Genomic DNA, 15,362 nt, shown 5'->3' on the forward strand with positions numbered 1-15,362 from the left:
ACCCCAAAAATTTGCAAGGTCGGACCCCGTCGTTTGCGTCGACCGGTGCCATGCAAGTCTGACGACAGAGATCTGTTAAATAGTTGCTTTCGCCGTCGGCGGCGGGCCGGCGGGAGTCAGCGCGGCCGAGACCTTCCGCAGTAGGCATCGCCACATCGCCGTGCGCATTCTGTCCGACGATCCGGCGCTGCCCTATGCCAAACCGCCGTTGAGCAAGCAGTACCTGTGCGGACAGCCCACTGACCTGGACCTGCACAGTGCCGGGTGGTTCGCTCGCAACGACATCGACCTCACCCTCGGGGTGCGGGTGGAACACATCGACGTCGCGGCTGCGCAGGTGATCACCACCGGCGGCGTGCGCTACCCGTACTGGCATCTGGTGCTGGCATCGGGCTCGACCGCGGTGCCGCTGGCCGCACCGGGTGGCCGGTCCGCGCTGCCCCTGCGGTCCTTGGCCGATGCGGTGGCGCTGAAGATGGCCGCCCGGCATGCCCACGCGGCGGTCGTCGTCGGCGCCGGGCTGATCGGCTGCGAGGCCGCCTCAGGTCTGGCCGCCCTCGGCGTGGACACCACCGTGGTTGCCCCGGAGGTGGTGCCGCTGTACCGCCGATTCGGCATCGACGTCGGCGAACGGGTCGCCAAGATGCTCTCCGATGTCGGCGTGCGTTTTGTCGGGTCGGCCCGGGTGGCCGGCGTCACTGACTGCGCGGTGACGCTGGAGGGCGGAGAGGTATTCGCCGGCGACCTCGTCGTCGCCGCCACCGGGGCCCGGCCCGACACCCGGCTGGCCGCCGAGGCCGGACTGGCCATCCGCGACGGCCGCGTCGTCGTCGACGAACACATGCGCACGTCGGCCCCCAACGTCTACGCCGCCGGTGACATCACGCTGGCCCACAACGTGACCGCCGGGCGACGGGTCATCGCCGAACACTGGCGTGACGCCGCGCTGCAGGGCCGCATTGCCGGCCTGACGGCGGCGGGTTATCCGTCGAGTTGGGACACGATGCCCGGATTCTCCTGCAGTGTAGGGAAATTCACGCTGACCTACCGAGGTTGGGGAGGCCGCCACGATACCTGTCTGGTGACCGAACGGGGCAACGGTTTCACCGCGACCTACTCCGCACAGGGCAGGCTGCTCGGAACACTGGAGGCTACAGCCAATCTCGCTTCTTGAACGCGGTGAACAGCACGATCACGATCACGACGATCAGCGAGGTGCTGACCGCGAACCCGCCGACGGTGTTGATACCCGGATAGCTGATGTTCTGTCCGTAGAAGCCGGTGATGGCCGTCGGCACCGCGATGATCGCGGCCCAGCCGGTGAGCTTCTTCATCACGATGTTCAGCCGGGCGTCCTGCAGGCTCAAGTTGGTCTCGAACACCGTGGTGACCATGTCGCGCAACGACTCCGTCCACTCCGAGACCCGTAAGACATGGTCGTAGAGATCGGCGTACGCGGGGTCCAGCTCCAGCGCAGAGGCGGCATCCATCCTTCGGTGCTGGATCACGGTGATCACCTCCCGCATCGGCAACACCGCCCGGCGCAGCCGCACCAGGTCCTTGCGAAGCTGAAAGGTCTTGCGTTGCAACCCTTGACGCGGCAGGCTCTCGGCGAACAGGTCGTCCTCGAGGCTTTCGATGGCGTCGTCGAGCGCTTGCACCGCGTCGAAGTGCTGATCCACCACGACGTCGAGCAGGCCGTGCACGAGCGCGCCGATCCCGTATTCCTGTCCACCCAGCGCGTCGAATCGCCGCGACACCTCGTCGATGTCGAAGCCCGAACCCAACTGGACCGTGATCAGTCCGCGCGGTAGCACGAACACCGAGATGCGGTGCATGTCCAGCACAGTCTCGGCCGCGTCGGCCACCGGCGGCCGACCCCTGACGGTGACCCCATATACCGTGAAGAAGGTGTGGGTCCGATACACCACGGCCTTGGTGCGTTCGGAGTCGGCCAGTGTGTCCTCGACCGCCCATTCGTTGAGGCCGATCTCATGGGCGAGATTGGTGAGCGTCTCGTGGTCGGGGGCGTCGATGTCACACCAGACCAGCGTGTTCTCCGCGGCCAGATAATCCGACAGCGCGAAGAAGTCGAAGTCGTCGCAGGGCCTGCCGTCGACCCAGGTCCGGCCGCGAATGTGGGTCACGGCGCGGTGGTGGCACCCAGCGCGAATTCCTCTGCCAATCCGTCGATTCCGGCGCGGATCGCCTCCAACGCGCTGTGCCGGGCCTTGAGCTTGGTCGCCAGGTGTGCGCCGGCCTGCAGTGTGGTCGCGGCTTCCTGGGCCACCTGCTGGGCCCGGGCCAGTACCTCGTCGGTGTCGACGATCTCGTCGAGCCACCCGGCGTTGATCGCGGCGTCGCCGACGAAGGTCGCGGCCAGTCCGGCCGCCCGCTCGAACGCCGGCGGGGTGAGCCGCATCCGCATGATCTCCAACGCCGAATTCGGGATGACCATGCCGATCGCAACCTCGATGGCCTGGCAGCGTGTTTTCGGACCCCCTACCCGATGGTCGGCGGACAACAGCAGAAACGAGCCCATCGCGATCGCCGGACCGGTTGCGGCGATCACCACCGGCACCGGAAACGTCAGCGTTCGCACCGCCAACTCGAAACCTCCGGCCAGCATCCCGAGCGCGGCTTGGGCATCGCCGGACTGGAAGACCGACAGATCGAAACCACCGCTGAAGACCCGCGAGTTCCCGGCCAGTACCACAGCTTTGGCTTTCTCGGCCGCCGCCCGGTCCAATGCCTCGTTGACCGCGGTCTGCATCGTCGGGCCGAGCACGTTGACCTTGCCGTCGTCGAGCGTGATGGTGGCCACCGAGTCGGCGAGTTCGTAGGCGACGTTGCTGCTCATGCTTCTCCTCACCACGCAGGGTCGCAACGAACCTAACAGGCCGCCGGCCGACCGCCCGCTCAACCCGTCGTGGCCAGCACCGCCGGCGAGGACTGCCCGACAGCGCACAGCCGCTCACCGCGCGCCGCCCAGTCCAGGTCGGCCCAATGCACGCGGCCCGGGAGTCGGCGCCAGTACCCGGGATGGGCCCGCAGATAGCTGTGCACGCTGGCGTGCACGGTGGCGTCAGCGGGCACCTTGGGCGAGGGCACCGGATGTGCGGCTCCGGCCAGCGCGTCGAGCACACTGGGGGCCGGTGCCCGGTGCCGGGCCGACGCCGCAAGCAGCACACCGGCTTTCATCGCCCCATCGAGCACCCAGTCCAGCGTGATCGCCGACAGCGGCGCACCTGCCCCGGCCGCGCCGGTGACGTCGCGATGGCCACCGCGGAACCACACCTCCTCGACGCCGGCGCCGGTGGCTACGGCCGGGACGAGCCGCTGACGACGCCGCCCGTAGCCACCGTCGATGGCCACCGCGTGTCGGGCTGCCACGACGTTGACGAGCACCTCCGAGTCGTCGGCACGCGGCACGCGGCACACCGCGCACCGCGACGGTGTTATGGAGCCGCGTGAGAGAATCGAACTCTCGACATTCGCCTTACAAGGGCGACGCTCTACCGACTGAGCTAACGCGGCCGGGACGGCCTATCAAGCCAGTCAATTCTACGACGCTCGTTTCGAGCGCGGCGGCAGGGCACGAGTAGCGTCGGTGCACATGGCTGACGCTGGACTGTGGGTGGCATGGGGAGTTCCGACGCCGGGGCGCGAACGCAAGGCACTCGCCCTACTCATCGAGACCGAGGACTACCTGTCCGGGCTGACCGACCAGGGCCGCATCGAGCGATTCGATCGGGTGGTGCTCAAGCCGCAAAGTATCGAGATCGGCGGGTTCATTCTCATCCAGGGGTCGAAGCAACAGATCGACGATCTTCGCCGAGATGAGTCTTTCGGGCTGTGGCTCAGTCGTGTGCAGTTGGTCGCCGACCAGGTAGGCATCGTCGACGCCTGGCTCGGCGACGGCGTTGCCGAGGCTGTCAGCTTGTACGAGAAGGCGCTGCAGACGCTCGAGTAAGCGCCCGCGGGCGTTTGCTGGCGGCCGCTCACCGTCGACTGAGTGCCAGTAAAGGCCATGATCACGGTAACGAAACGAATTTTGTGACGATTTAACCTTTTGCTCAGACTTGCGCGCCGGTGCGATTGAATGGTCACCGAGTCGGGAAACGCGTCGAGGCTTGAATCAAAGGGGTTTCATGGGTGCCGCAGCCTACGTCGGCCGAGTCGGCGGGCTGGCCGTCGCTTTGGGTGTCGGATCAGCAGTCTTTGCCGGGCATGGCATTGCCGCCGCCGATAGCGGCGATTCGTCGAGCTCGCGTTCGTCGTCGTCAGCAACCACCGGTAGCGGTGGGACCGACACCAGCCGACCCGATCGCACGCGACGCAACGAGCAGACCACCGAGCGCCGTGAGTCTGGGCGTACAGCCACGACCAGCGCCGACGTCGAGCTGCCCATCGATGCGGAATCCGACCGGGAACTGGTCGAGCAACCCGACGAAGCCGAGGCTTCCGACGAACTCGTCGCCGACGAGCCTGACGCCCGTCCGGAGCGCCGGCGGGCAACCGAGACCGTGCCGACAACCGAATCGACGGTGACCCAGCCGGAGCGGAGCACTCGCGCCGACCCCGATGTGGCGCCGCAACAGACCGACACCACATCCACCGGTGCCGCCGACGACCCCGCTGTCGCACCCAAGGAGCCGACCAAGGTCGCGGTGTTCGTCTCGGCGACCACGCTGGCCGAGGCGAGCACCGCGCGCGTCACCTCCGAGACGGCCGAGGTGGAGCTGCCCGCCGCCGACGAGCAGACCGCCACCCGCCGACCCACCCTGGCCACCGCCGTGGTCAACGTCGTGCACAGCATGCTGGACTGGGCGCGGCAGCGGGCCGTCGCAGACCCCGCAAGCTCCCCGCAACCGCCGTTCCTGTGGGCGTTGATGTCCTTTGCCCGCCGTGAACTGGAGAACCTGTTCGCGACCCGCGGCACCGTCACCGCCGGCGCTGCCGACCGGGCAGCCAGGACCGCCGCCAGCCTCGCGTTGACCGAAAACTCCACCGTCGGCGACGCCCCCGCGGCCGCCAGGGTGCAGCACTCCCCGTGGCTGAATCCTCAGGTGAGCCAGTCGACGAACTTCGTCAGCTGGGTCACCGGCAGAAACACCTACACCGAACGCCGATTGGCCAACACCGTGGCGCGCTTCGGGGTGTACGGCACCGACGTCGGCGTCATGTGGGACAACGGCATGGTCGACGATCCCAATACTCCGTGGAACGAAAGCCAGGTGCTGATCGCCGTCGGCGACACCTTCAGCGGCCCGAACATGCAGGGTGGCTGGCGCTACAACACCTTGTTCCGCAGCTCCGACCGGGACCTGTCCAACGGTATGGAAATTCCTGACGGAGAGTGGTTCAACGGCAACATGTTCGGCGGGGCGCCACTGTCGAGTCCGACCTTCGCGCGCCCGATCATCAACCGTCCGTCGTGGCTGCCCGGTTCGGTGACGTTGATCCCGACCGCCGGAATCTCGGTGCCTACGCCCGACACCCAGTTCGGTGTCACGCAGTACGTCAGCTTCATGTCGGTGTCGAGGTGGGGATCGGCAGGCCGCTGGACCACCAACTACTCGGGCATCGCCTACTCGACCGACAACGGCGAGAACTTCACGATCGCGCGCGAGAGCATCCGCTACAACTCGATTTTCAGTGGCCACCGCAACTTTCAGCAGTCCGCCTTCGTCCAGGGCGACGACGGCTATGTCTACATGTACGGCACTCCCAACGGCCGGCAGGGCGCGGCCTACCTGGCGCGTGTCGCACCCGAGAACATTCTCAACGCAGCCAGATACGAGTACTACCGCGCGGGGTCGTCGAGCTGGTTGGGTACCACTGCGGCCCGCTGGGTCTCGGGTAGCCCGTCATCGGCGTCGGCGATCATCGGTAAGACCGGTGGCGCGTGCGGCGCCACCAAGCCGGGCTACAGCGTCAGCGAGATGTCGGTCCAGTACAACGAGTATCTGGGCAAATACGTCGTGCTCTACGGCGACCAGTTCAACAACATCGTGATGCGCACGGCCGACGTCCCTGAAGGCCAGTGGTCCGAGGCGACCGTCCTGATGACCCAGCAGCCCGGCGGCATCTATGCACCGATGCTGCACCCGTGGTCACCGTCGACGGCAGGCACCGGATCGGACCTGTACTGGAACCTGTCGCTGTGGTCTGAGTACAACATCATGCTGATGCGCACCGATCTCGCCAAGTTGTAGCCACCGGGCACCGGCATACACTCGCGCTCGTGCGCGACGTCCTCGACGAACTTCTGGCGATCTGGCGGTCCGGTGCGACCGCCGGACTGTCGACGGTGGTGCGCACCATGTCCTCCGCACCCCGCGAACCCGGCGCCGCCATGCTCGTCGCCCCCGACGGCAGCGTCGCCGGGTCGGTCTCGGGCGGCTGCGTGGAAGGGGCCGTGTACCAGACCGCCACCGACGTCGTCGCCAGCGGAACGCCGGAGCTGCAGCGCTACGGTGTCAGCGACGATGATGCGTTCTCGGTCGGGCTGACCTGCGGCGGCACCATCGATGTTTTCACAGAGCCATTGTCGCGCAAGACTTTCCCACAGTTGCAGGCGGTCGCCGACGACATCGCTGCCCATCGCGCCGTCGCGGTGGCCACCGTCATCGCCCACCCGGATCCGAAACGTCTCGGGCGACGGCTGATCGTCCGGCCGGACGGGGTCGACGGCTCGGTGGGTTCCGCACGCGCCGACGACGCGGTAGCCGACGACGCTCAAGGCCTGCTGGCCGCCGGCCGCTGCGCGGTGCTGACGTACGGACCCGAGGGCCAGCGTCAAGACGCCGGCATGGAGGTCTTCGTGGCCAGTCACGCTCCGCGACCGCGGATGCTGGTGTTCGGCGCCATCGACTTCGCGGCGGCGCTCGCCCAGCAGGGCGCATTCCTGGGCTACCGCGTCACGGTGTGCGATGCCCGGCCGGTCTTCGCGACCTCGGCGCGCTTCCCGGCCGCCGAAGACGTCGTGGTGGATTGGCCGCACCGGTACCTTGCCGCGCAGGCCGAAAAGGGTGCCATCGATGCCCGCACGGCGATCTGCGTGCTGACCCACGACCCCAAGTTCGACGTGCCGGTGCTGCAGGTCGCGCTCCGGTTGCCGCAGGTGGGCTACATCGGCGTGATGGGGTCCCGACGCACCCATGAGGACCGACTGTGCCGCCTCAAGGAGGCCGGCGTCACCGATGCCGAGCTGGCTCGGCTGGCCAGTCCGATCGGTCTGGACCTGGGAGCGCGCACCCCCGAGGAGACCGCGGTGTCCATCGCCGCCGAGATCATCGCGCAGCGCTGGGGCGGCCACGGGCGGCCGCTGCGCGAAACCTTGGGTCGCATCCACCACGAAGCATGAAACCGCGTGAGACACAAGTGGTGGAAATGTCGCTCTCGGATGCGATAACGTCACTCTTCAAGTCCTGAGGAGAGTGATCGAAGTGACCGACACCGCCGTCGAGTCCGTCACCGCGCGCTATGCCGGCAGACGCGTACCACGCGTCGAGGACAGCCGTCTTCTCACTGGTCACGGCACCTTCGTCGACGACATCAACCGCCCTGGCATGCTGCACGCCTGCTTTGTGCGCAGCCCGTTCGCCCGGGCGAGGATCCTGAACATCGACGCGTCGGCCGCGCTGGCCCATCCCGGCGTGCACGCGGTGCTGACAGCTGCCGACCTCAACCCCGAGGTGCAGGAGGCCTGGCACGCCGTCGCCGGCAAGGACGTGCCGGACACCCCGCGCCCGCCGCTGGCCGAGGGCGAGGTCCGGTTCGTCGGCGACCCGATCGCCCTGGTGATCGCCGAGAACCGCTACGTGGCCGAGGACGCCATCGAGCTGATCGACGTGGACTACCAACCGCTGCCGGCGGTCGCCGACTTCACCCGGGCAGTCGAGTTGGCCGAAAACGGCGCGGTGGTCCACGACGCCTATCCCGACAACCGGGCCGGCGGCATGGGCGGCGCGCCGCCCGACGAAGACACTTTCGCCAACGCGGCCCACGTCGCCAAGGCGCACGTGTATCAGCAGATCCACGCCCCGGTGCCGATCGAGACCCGCGGCCTGGTGGTCGAATGGCAGGCCGCCCCTGGCGAATTGACGGTCTGGGCGTCCACCCAGACCCCGCATGAGCTGCGGGCCTTCGCTGCCCGACTGCTGGGCATCCCGGCTCAGCGGGTACGCGTGATCGTGCGCGACACCGGCGGCGGCTTCGGCCAGAAGGTCGTACCGATGCGCGAGGACATGTGCATCCTGCTGGCTGCCCGCAAGGTGTCGGCGCCGCTGAAGTGGATCGAGGACCGCCGGGAGAACCTGATGTCGGCCGGGCAGGCCCGCCATGTCGACGGTGACGTGCGGATGGCCTTCGACGCCGAGGGCAACATCTTGGCTGCCGACATCGACTTCATCCAGGACGTCGGGGCCTACCCGACGCCCTACCCGGTGCTGACCACCGCGGCCATCGGCATGTTCTTCCCCGGCCCGTACCGGGTTCCCAAGTCCAGCTTCAACTACCAGACGATCTTCTCCAATACCGCCGGCCTGGCGGCCTACCGCGGACCGTGGCAGTACGAAACGCTCACCCGGGAGATACTTCTGGACATTGCCGCGCGCGAGATGGGCATCGACCCGTTGGAGCTGCGGCAGCGCAACATCCTGCGCGGCGACGAGATGCCCTATTTCAATCCCAACGGCATGCCCTATGACCATGTCGCTCCGGCCGACACCCTGGACCAGGCGGTCAAGATTCTCGACCACGAGGGCTTCCGCCGGGAACAAGCCGATGCCCTGGCCGAAGGCCGTTATCTGGGACTCGGATACTCCGCCTACATCGAGCCCACCGGTGCGGCCACCGGGCACCTGGCCACCGAGGGTGCGACGATCCGGATGGAGTCCACCGGCAAGATCAACGTCTACGTCAACGGCGGGTCCAGCGGGAACAGCATCGAAACCACTGTCGTGCAACTGACCGCCGACGCGCTCGGCGCCGACATCGATGACGTGTCGACCATCCAGGGCGACACCGCCGTCACCCCATACGGGGCAGGAACCCAAGGCAGCCGCAGCGGGCCCATGACCGCGGGCGCAGTCAACGAAGCCGCGGCGATCCTGCGCGCTCAGATTTTGTCCATTGCCGCGAACCTGCTCGGCGTCCCCGCCGACGACATCGAGCTCGGCGGCTCGCGTGCCTGCGTACGCGCCGAGCCCGACAAGAACGTCACCTTCGCCGACATCGCCTACCGCTCGCACTACGACCCTGCGCAGCTGGCCGGCACCTCGCCCACCCTGGAAGCCACCGCGCGGTTCAACTCCCAGGCGATGATCCACTGGGCCAACGCCACTCACGCCTGCACATGCGAGGTCGACATCAAGACCGGCCGCGTCACGCTGACCCGGTACATCGTCAGCGAGGATGTCGGCCCGATGATCAACCCGAACGTGGTGGAAGGCCAGATCGCCGGTGGCACGGTGCAGGGCATCGGTGGCGCGTTGCTCGAAGAGATGAGTTATGACGACGACGGCAACCCGTTGTCGTCGACCTTCGTCGACTACCTGCTGCCCACCGCGACCGAGGTCCCGGTGATCGAGTACGGCCACGTGGAGATCCCCGGACCCGGCGTCGGCGGTTACAAGGGCTGTGGCGAAGGTGGCGCGATCGGCTCCACACCGGCGGTGATCAACGCCGTCAACGATGCGCTGGCCCCACTGGGCGTCACCATCACCCGACTGCCGGCCACCCCCGCCGCGATCGTCGAGGCCATCCAGAAGAGCCAGCAACAAGGGACTAGGTAGAGGACGAACAGTGGAGCTAGTCAACGAGTTTCGAGTTCCGGTATCGGCCGCCACGGCCTGGGAGGTGCTGACCGACGTGCAGCGGGTGGCCCCGTGTATCCCGGGTGCACAGCTGCTGTCCGTCGACGGTGACGACTTCACCGGCGCGGTGAAGGTCAAGGTCGGTCCGATCACGGTGTCCTATCAAGGTGAAGCGTCGTTCACCGAGAAGGACGAAGCCGCCCAACGGGTGGTGATCCGGGCCAGCGGCAAGGAGACCCGCGGCAGCGGAAACGCCTCGGCACTGGTGACCGCACAACTCAAGGACGAAGGCTCCGAATCGAACCCGGCCACCGCCGTGCTGATCACCACCGATCTCACGATCTCGGGCAAGGCCGCACAGTTCGGCCGCGGCGTATTGGCCGACGTGGCAGGCAATCTGATTGCGCAGTTCGCCGCGCGGCTCGAAGCCGATGTGCTGGGCGGTGCCGCGACACCGACTTCGGCGCCGTCGGCCGAGGCGCAGACGGCCGCTGCTGCGGCAGCGGACAACTCGGTCGATCTCGTGAAGGTCGTTGCGCTGCCGATCGCCAAGCGCTACGCGCCGGTGGCGGCCGGGGTGGCGGTGGGCGTTGCCGTCGGTTTCCTGATCGGCCGACGTCGTCGCCCCCAGCCGCAGCCCGCCCTCGACGACCTGGTGGCCGCGCTGTCGCGGCTGATGTCGTGAAACCCGCCGCGTTCGCCTATCACCGCCCGGACACATTGACCGAGGCCGCCGCCATTCTGGGCAACCTCGGTGACGATGCGAAAGTCCTGGCCGGGGGCCAGAGCCTGGTGCCGATGCTCAACATGCGGCTCACCCACTTCGAGAACCTCGTCGACATCTCCCGCGTCGGCGAGCTGTGCGGTATCGACCTCCTCGACGGCGCAGTCCGCGTCGGAGCAACCACGTCGCACGCGCTGGTCGGCCTCGACGACGAGGTCGCCGAATCGGTGCCGCTACTGACGCTGGCCACCCCACACATCGGCCACTTCCAGATCCGCACCCGCGGCACGCTGGGCGGCGCCATCGCCCACGCCGACCCGGCCGCCGAATACGCCGCCGTCGCACTGGCGCTCGATGCCGAGATTGAGGCGACCTCGACCCGCGGCACCCGGATGATGCCCGCGGCCGACTTCTTCACCGGGCTCTGGGAGAACTCGCTGACCGCCGACGAGATCCTGAGCGCCGTGCGCTTCCCGGTGTGGCAGGGCCGGTGCGGATTCGCTGTCGAGGAATTCGCCCGCCGCCACGGTGACTTCGCGATCGCCGGCGCAGTCACGGCGATCGAACTCGATCAGTCCGACCGGGTCCTCCGGTGCGGTATCGGCCTGTTGGGGCTGGGCTCGACCCCGCTGCGGGGCACAGCCGCCGAAGCTGCTGTGCTGGGTCGCGCAGTCGGTGATCTCGACGACGAAGCCCTCGACGAGATCGGCCGATTGATGATGGATGCCATCGACGACATTCCCGCCGACCTGCAGGGCTCGGCGACCTACCGGGCCCGGGTGGGCTCGACCATGGTGGCGCGGGCGCTGGGTAAGGCGCTGGCGTCGGTGAGCCCCCAGATGCAAGGAACGTGAGATGCACGAGACCCCTGTCGAGCTGACGGTGAACGGCCACCCGGTCCGCCACGTCGTGGAGCCGCGGCTCACGCTGGCCGACTACCTGCGGGAGAAGTGCGGACTGACCGGAACACATCTGGGCTGCGAGCACGGTGCGTGCGGGGCGTGCACCGTACTGCTCGACGGCCAAGCCGTGCGCTCGTGTTTGGTTTTCGCCGTACAGGTCGACGGCCAGGAAGTCACCACGGTCGAAGGCGTCGGCGGCGAGGACGGCGCGCTCTCACCGGTGCAGGCCGCCCTGCGCGAATGCCACGGTCTGCAATGCGGTTTCTGCACACCGGGTTTCGTCACCAGCATCACCGCGCTGCTGCGCGAGAACCCGTCCCCCACCGACGAGGAGATCCGCGAGGGCCTCTCGGGCAACTTCTGCCGGTGCACCGGCTACCAAGGCATCGTCAACGCGGTGAAACGCGCGGCCGAAGCGACCTAGCGGCGGGTCAGTCGGCGACGACGCCGCGCAGGCCGTCGGCGCCGAACACCGGCTCCAGCATCGACGAGAAGTCCGGGCCGCGGCGCAGCGTCATGCCACCGTCGACATTGATCACCTGACCGGTGATGTAGCTCGACGCATCACTGAGCAGGAACACCGCAGCCTCGGCCACATCCTCGACCTCACCGGGACGGGGCAACGGGGTGGCCTCGGCGTAGTCGCCGCTGACCTCCGGGGACATGAAGATCGCCGCGACCAGGTCGGTGCGGATCAGGCCGGGACGCAGGCAGTTGACCCGCACCCAGGACGGACCGAGTTCGTCGGCGGCCAATTTCATCAGGTGATCGACCGCAGCCTTGGACACACCGTAGGCACCGAACCAGCGGTGCGTGTTGGAGGCCGCGATCGACGAGATCCCGACGAACGAGCCGCCACCGCCGCGGACCATCTCCCGGGCCGAGTGCTTGAGCACGTAGAACGTGCCATTGACGTTGAGGTCGAGCAGATTGCGCCAGGCTGCGGAGTCCAGCTGCGGGATCGGGCCGATGGTGTCGCTGCCACCGGCGCAGTTCACCACGCCGTGCAGCCGGCCGGTCCACGATGTCGCGGCCGCCACCGCCCGGATCACGTCGTCCTCGTTGGTGATGTCGCCGGCCTCGTAGCGCACCGTGCCACCGGTCGCACCCGCGGCGGCGGTGATTTCGTCGGCGGCGGCGGCCAGCTTGTCAGCCGTGCGTCCCATCAGCATCGCGTTGCCGCCGGCGGCCACCACTGCCGCGGCCACCCCCTTACCGATACCACTGCCACCACCGGTGACCAGGATCGTCCTGTCCGCCAACGAAATCTGCACGCACTACTCCTTCGACGAGCTAACTAGAACCGGTTCTAGTTATACGTCACGGCTGGTCGTGGCGGGCCAGCTTCGGCGCCCCCAGTGTGCGCCAGTCCGGAACATTGGGCGGCATGCCGATCGGGAAGCGGTTTTCGTTGTAGGCGGCCCAGTGCGCGTGGCCCAGCTCGTGGATGTGGAATGCGTGGCGCAGCGCCTCGGTGAAACCCATCGCGTCGCTGGCCGCGTTGACCGAGTCCTTGACCAGCAGCGCGGCCATGGTGGGCCGGTCGGCAATCCGGCGAGCGAACTCGAGCGTCTTATCCTCGAGGTCGTCGCGCGGGAAGATCTTGGACACCATGCCGAGCCGGTGCGCCTCGTCGGCGTCGATCGCATCGCCGGTCAGCAGCAGTTCCTTGGCCTTACGCGGGCCGAACTCCCACGGGTGCGCGTAGAACTCCACGCCGGGCATACCCATCCGCACCGCGACCACGTCACTGAACCGGGCGTCGTCGGAGGCGACGATCAGATCGCACGCCCAGATCAACATCAGCGCTGCCGAGATCGCGTTGCCCTGCACCGACGCGATGGTGATCTTGCGAAGATCGCGCCACCGGGAGGTGTTCTCGAAGAAGTAGTGCCACTCCTGCAGGTAGGTCTTCTCGGCGATGGCCGGACGGGTGGCACCGTTGGACCGGAAGGTCGGATGCTGGTCGGGCCCGGGCGCACGCTCGGCCAGCGCGGCCTCCGAACCCAGGTCGTGCCCGGCCGAGAAGTTCTTGCCGCGCGCGGCGAGGATCACCACGCGGACCTCGTCGTCGGCCTCGGCGCGGGCGAAGGCGTTGTCGAGCTGAACCAGCAACGTCCGCGACTGGGCATTCTGCGCATCGGGCCGGTTCAGCCAGATGCGCGCGATTCGCCCGTCGTCGAGGGATTCGTATTCGACCTGCTCTGGTGCTGTCACATCGGCCACATTACGGCCCTCGATGTCACGGGGACACAGCGTCCGACCAGTCACCTGCAGTGACTACAGTTGTGTCATGCCTGCGAAATCTGATCCCGCCGACCTCGGCGACGTCGAACCGATCGCCGACAGCACCGAGCGTCAGGCCCGGCGCGTGGTCGCCGCCTACGCCAACGACGCCGACGAGTGCCGAGTCTTTCTGTCGATGCTCGGCATCGGACCGGCGAAGCTCGACGCCTAATGACGTCCGAGAGCGGTCCCGAGGTCCGCTCCGGAGCCGACTTCGTCGTGGTGGCCAACCGGCTGCCGATCGACATGGTCCGCCAGCCCGACGGCACCGTTGAGTGGAAACGCAGTCCGGGTGGGCTGGTCACTGCCCTGGAGCCGTTGTTGCGCCGCCGCCGGGGCGCCTGGATCGGCTGGGCCGGCGTACCGCACGATGCCGACGATCCACACGCCGAGCAGCCCATCGCGCAGGACGACATGTACCTGGTCCCGGTGCGGTTGTCCGCCGACGACGTCGCCCAGTACTACGAGGGGTTCTCCAACGCCACGCTGTGGCCGCTCTATCACGACGTCATCGTCAAACCGACCTACCACCGGAAATGGTGGGACCGCTACGTCGAGGTCAACCGCCGCTTCGCCCAGGCCACCGCCGACACCGCCGCCGAGGGGGCCACGGTGTGGGTGCAGGACTACCAGCTGCAGCTGGTGCCGAAGATGTTGCGGATGCTGCGACCCGACCTGACCATCGGGTTCTTCCTGCACATCCCGTTCCCTCCGGTCGAGTTGTTCATGCAGATGCCGTGGCGCCGCGAGATCATCGAAGGCCTGTTGGGCGCCGACCTGGTCGGCTTCCACCTGCCCGGTGGCGCACAGAACTTCCTGATCCTGGCCCGTCGGTTGCTCGGCGCCAACACCTCACGCGCCTCGGTCGGCGTGCGGTCGCGCTTCGGCGAGGTGGCGCACGGTTTCCGCTCGGTCAAGGTCGGCGCCTTCCCGATCTCGATCGATTCCAACGACCTCGACCAGCAGGCTCGTAGCCGAGCCATCCGGCAGCGGGCCAAGGAACTGCGCGCCGAGTTGGGCAACCCTCGCAAGATTCTGCTCGGGGTGGACCGGCTGGACTACACCAAGGGCATCGACGTGCGGCTGCGGGCGTTCTCCGAGCTGCTCGAAGAGGGCCGGATCAACCGCGACGACACTGTCCTGGTGCAGCTGGCCACCCCCAGCCGCGAGCGTGTGGAGAGCTACATCGCCATGCGCGAAGACATCGAGCGCCAGGTCGGCCACATCAACGGCGAGTACGGCGAGGTCGGTCACCCGGTTGTGCATTACCTGCATCGCCCGATCCCGCGCGAGGATCTGGTGGCATTCTTCGTCGCCGCCGACGTGATGCTGGTGACACCGCTGCGCGACGGGATGAACCTCGTCGCCAAGGAGTACGTCGCCTGCCGCAGCGACCTCGGGGGCGCTCTGGTGCTCAGTGAATTCACCGGTGCGGCCGCCGAGCTACGCCAGGCTTATCTGGCCAACCCGCACGATCTCGACGGGGTCAGGAACGCGATCGAGGCTGCGCTGAACCAGTCACCGGAAGAAGGCCGACGGCGGATGCGAGCGCTGCGCCGTCAGGTGTTGGCCCACGATGTCGACCTCTGGGCGCGGGCCTTCCTGGAGGCGCTGGCCACCCCGCACTGA

15 protein-coding genes and 1 tRNA gene are annotated in these 15,362 nt (G+C 67.7%); 10 read left to right on the forward strand and 6 right to left on the reverse strand.

Annotated elements, in window-relative coordinates; translation table 11 throughout:
- Positions 1-79 precede the first annotated feature (79 nt).
- Positions 80-1,174, forward strand: a complete 1,095-nt coding sequence (locus KXD98_RS22620; RefSeq protein WP_260765358.1) for an NAD(P)/FAD-dependent oxidoreductase — start codon at positions 80-82, stop codon at positions 1,172-1,174.
- Here the strand turns inward: KXD98_RS22620 and KXD98_RS22625 are convergent.
- From KXD98_RS22625 to KXD98_RS22640, 4 genes are all read right to left on the reverse strand, one after another.
- Positions 1,152-2,147, reverse strand: a complete 996-nt coding sequence (locus KXD98_RS22625; protein WP_260760550.1) for a magnesium transporter CorA family protein — start codon at positions 2,145-2,147, stop codon at positions 1,152-1,154. The genes KXD98_RS22620 and KXD98_RS22625 overlap by 23 nt on opposite strands.
- Positions 2,144-2,860, reverse strand: a complete 717-nt coding sequence (locus KXD98_RS22630) for a crotonase/enoyl-CoA hydratase family protein (protein WP_260760552.1) — start codon at positions 2,858-2,860, stop codon at positions 2,144-2,146. Before KXD98_RS22630 ends, KXD98_RS22625 begins: the two co-directional genes overlap by 4 nt.
- 59 nt (positions 2,861-2,919) lie before the next feature.
- Positions 2,920-3,432 carry a DUF2235 domain-containing protein gene (locus KXD98_RS22635; RefSeq protein WP_260760553.1) on the reverse strand — a complete coding sequence of 171 codons (513 nt, stop codon included), beginning with the start codon at positions 3,430-3,432 and terminating at the stop codon, positions 2,920-2,922.
- 29 nt (positions 3,433-3,461) lie between these two features.
- Positions 3,462-3,537: transfer RNA gene (locus tag KXD98_RS22640), tRNA-Thr, on the reverse strand.
- A 79-nt stretch (positions 3,538-3,616) separates the two neighbouring features.
- Between KXD98_RS22640 and KXD98_RS22645 the strand changes: the two genes are divergently transcribed.
- The 7 genes from KXD98_RS22645 (at position 3,617) to KXD98_RS22675 (ending at position 11,871) form a co-directional block, all read left to right on the forward strand.
- Positions 3,617-3,973, forward strand: coding sequence for a hypothetical protein (locus KXD98_RS22645; RefSeq protein WP_260760555.1), 357 nt, complete (start codon positions 3,617-3,619; stop codon positions 3,971-3,973).
- A gap of 178 nt (positions 3,974-4,151) precedes the next feature.
- Complete coding sequence (locus KXD98_RS22650) at positions 4,152-6,218, forward strand: DUF4185 domain-containing protein (RefSeq protein ID WP_260760556.1); 2,067 nt, start codon at positions 4,152-4,154, stop codon at positions 6,216-6,218.
- A 29-nt stretch (positions 6,219-6,247) separates the two neighbouring features.
- Positions 6,248-7,369, forward strand: coding sequence for an XdhC/CoxI family protein (locus KXD98_RS22655; RefSeq protein ID WP_260760558.1), 1,122 nt, complete (start codon positions 6,248-6,250; stop codon positions 7,367-7,369).
- A gap of 82 nt (positions 7,370-7,451) precedes the next feature.
- Positions 7,452-9,800, forward strand: coding sequence for a xanthine dehydrogenase family protein molybdopterin-binding subunit (locus tag KXD98_RS22660; protein ID WP_260760560.1), 2,349 nt, complete (start codon positions 7,452-7,454; stop codon positions 9,798-9,800).
- A gap of 10 nt (positions 9,801-9,810) precedes the next feature.
- Positions 9,811-10,506: an SRPBCC family protein gene (locus tag KXD98_RS22665; protein WP_260760561.1), complete on the forward strand. Its 696-nt coding sequence runs from the start codon at positions 9,811-9,813 to the stop codon at positions 10,504-10,506.
- Positions 10,503-11,399, forward strand: coding sequence for a xanthine dehydrogenase family protein subunit M (locus tag KXD98_RS22670; RefSeq protein ID WP_260760564.1), 897 nt, complete (start codon positions 10,503-10,505; stop codon positions 11,397-11,399). The genes KXD98_RS22665 and KXD98_RS22670 overlap by 4 nt, the downstream gene beginning before the upstream one ends.
- Before the next feature lies 1 nt (position 11,400).
- Positions 11,401-11,871, forward strand: a complete 471-nt coding sequence (locus tag KXD98_RS22675) for a (2Fe-2S)-binding protein (protein ID WP_260760566.1) — start codon at positions 11,401-11,403, stop codon at positions 11,869-11,871.
- Between the two features lie 7 nt (positions 11,872-11,878).
- Here KXD98_RS22675 and KXD98_RS22680 read toward each other — a convergent pair whose 3' ends face one another.
- On the reverse strand, positions 11,879-12,721 hold the full coding sequence (locus KXD98_RS22680) for an SDR family oxidoreductase (RefSeq protein ID WP_260760568.1): 843 nt from the start codon (positions 12,719-12,721) through the stop codon (positions 11,879-11,881).
- A gap of 46 nt (positions 12,722-12,767) precedes the next feature.
- On the reverse strand, positions 12,768-13,664 hold the full coding sequence (locus KXD98_RS22685; RefSeq protein ID WP_260760569.1) for an enoyl-CoA hydratase: 897 nt from the start codon (positions 13,662-13,664) through the stop codon (positions 12,768-12,770).
- Positions 13,665-13,740: 76 nt separating this feature from the next.
- Between KXD98_RS22685 and KXD98_RS22690 the strand changes: the two genes are divergently transcribed.
- Complete coding sequence (locus KXD98_RS22690; protein WP_260760570.1) at positions 13,741-13,905, forward strand: hypothetical protein; 165 nt, start codon at positions 13,741-13,743, stop codon at positions 13,903-13,905.
- Positions 13,905-15,362, forward strand: coding sequence for a trehalose-6-phosphate synthase (locus KXD98_RS22695; protein ID WP_260760572.1), 1,458 nt, complete (start codon positions 13,905-13,907; stop codon positions 15,360-15,362). Before KXD98_RS22690 ends, KXD98_RS22695 begins: the two co-directional genes overlap by 1 nt.

Origin of the sequence: Mycobacterium sp. SMC-4 (genome assembly GCF_025263265.1) — a bacterium.
Lineage (GTDB): Bacteria > Actinomycetota > Actinomycetes > Mycobacteriales > Mycobacteriaceae > Mycobacterium.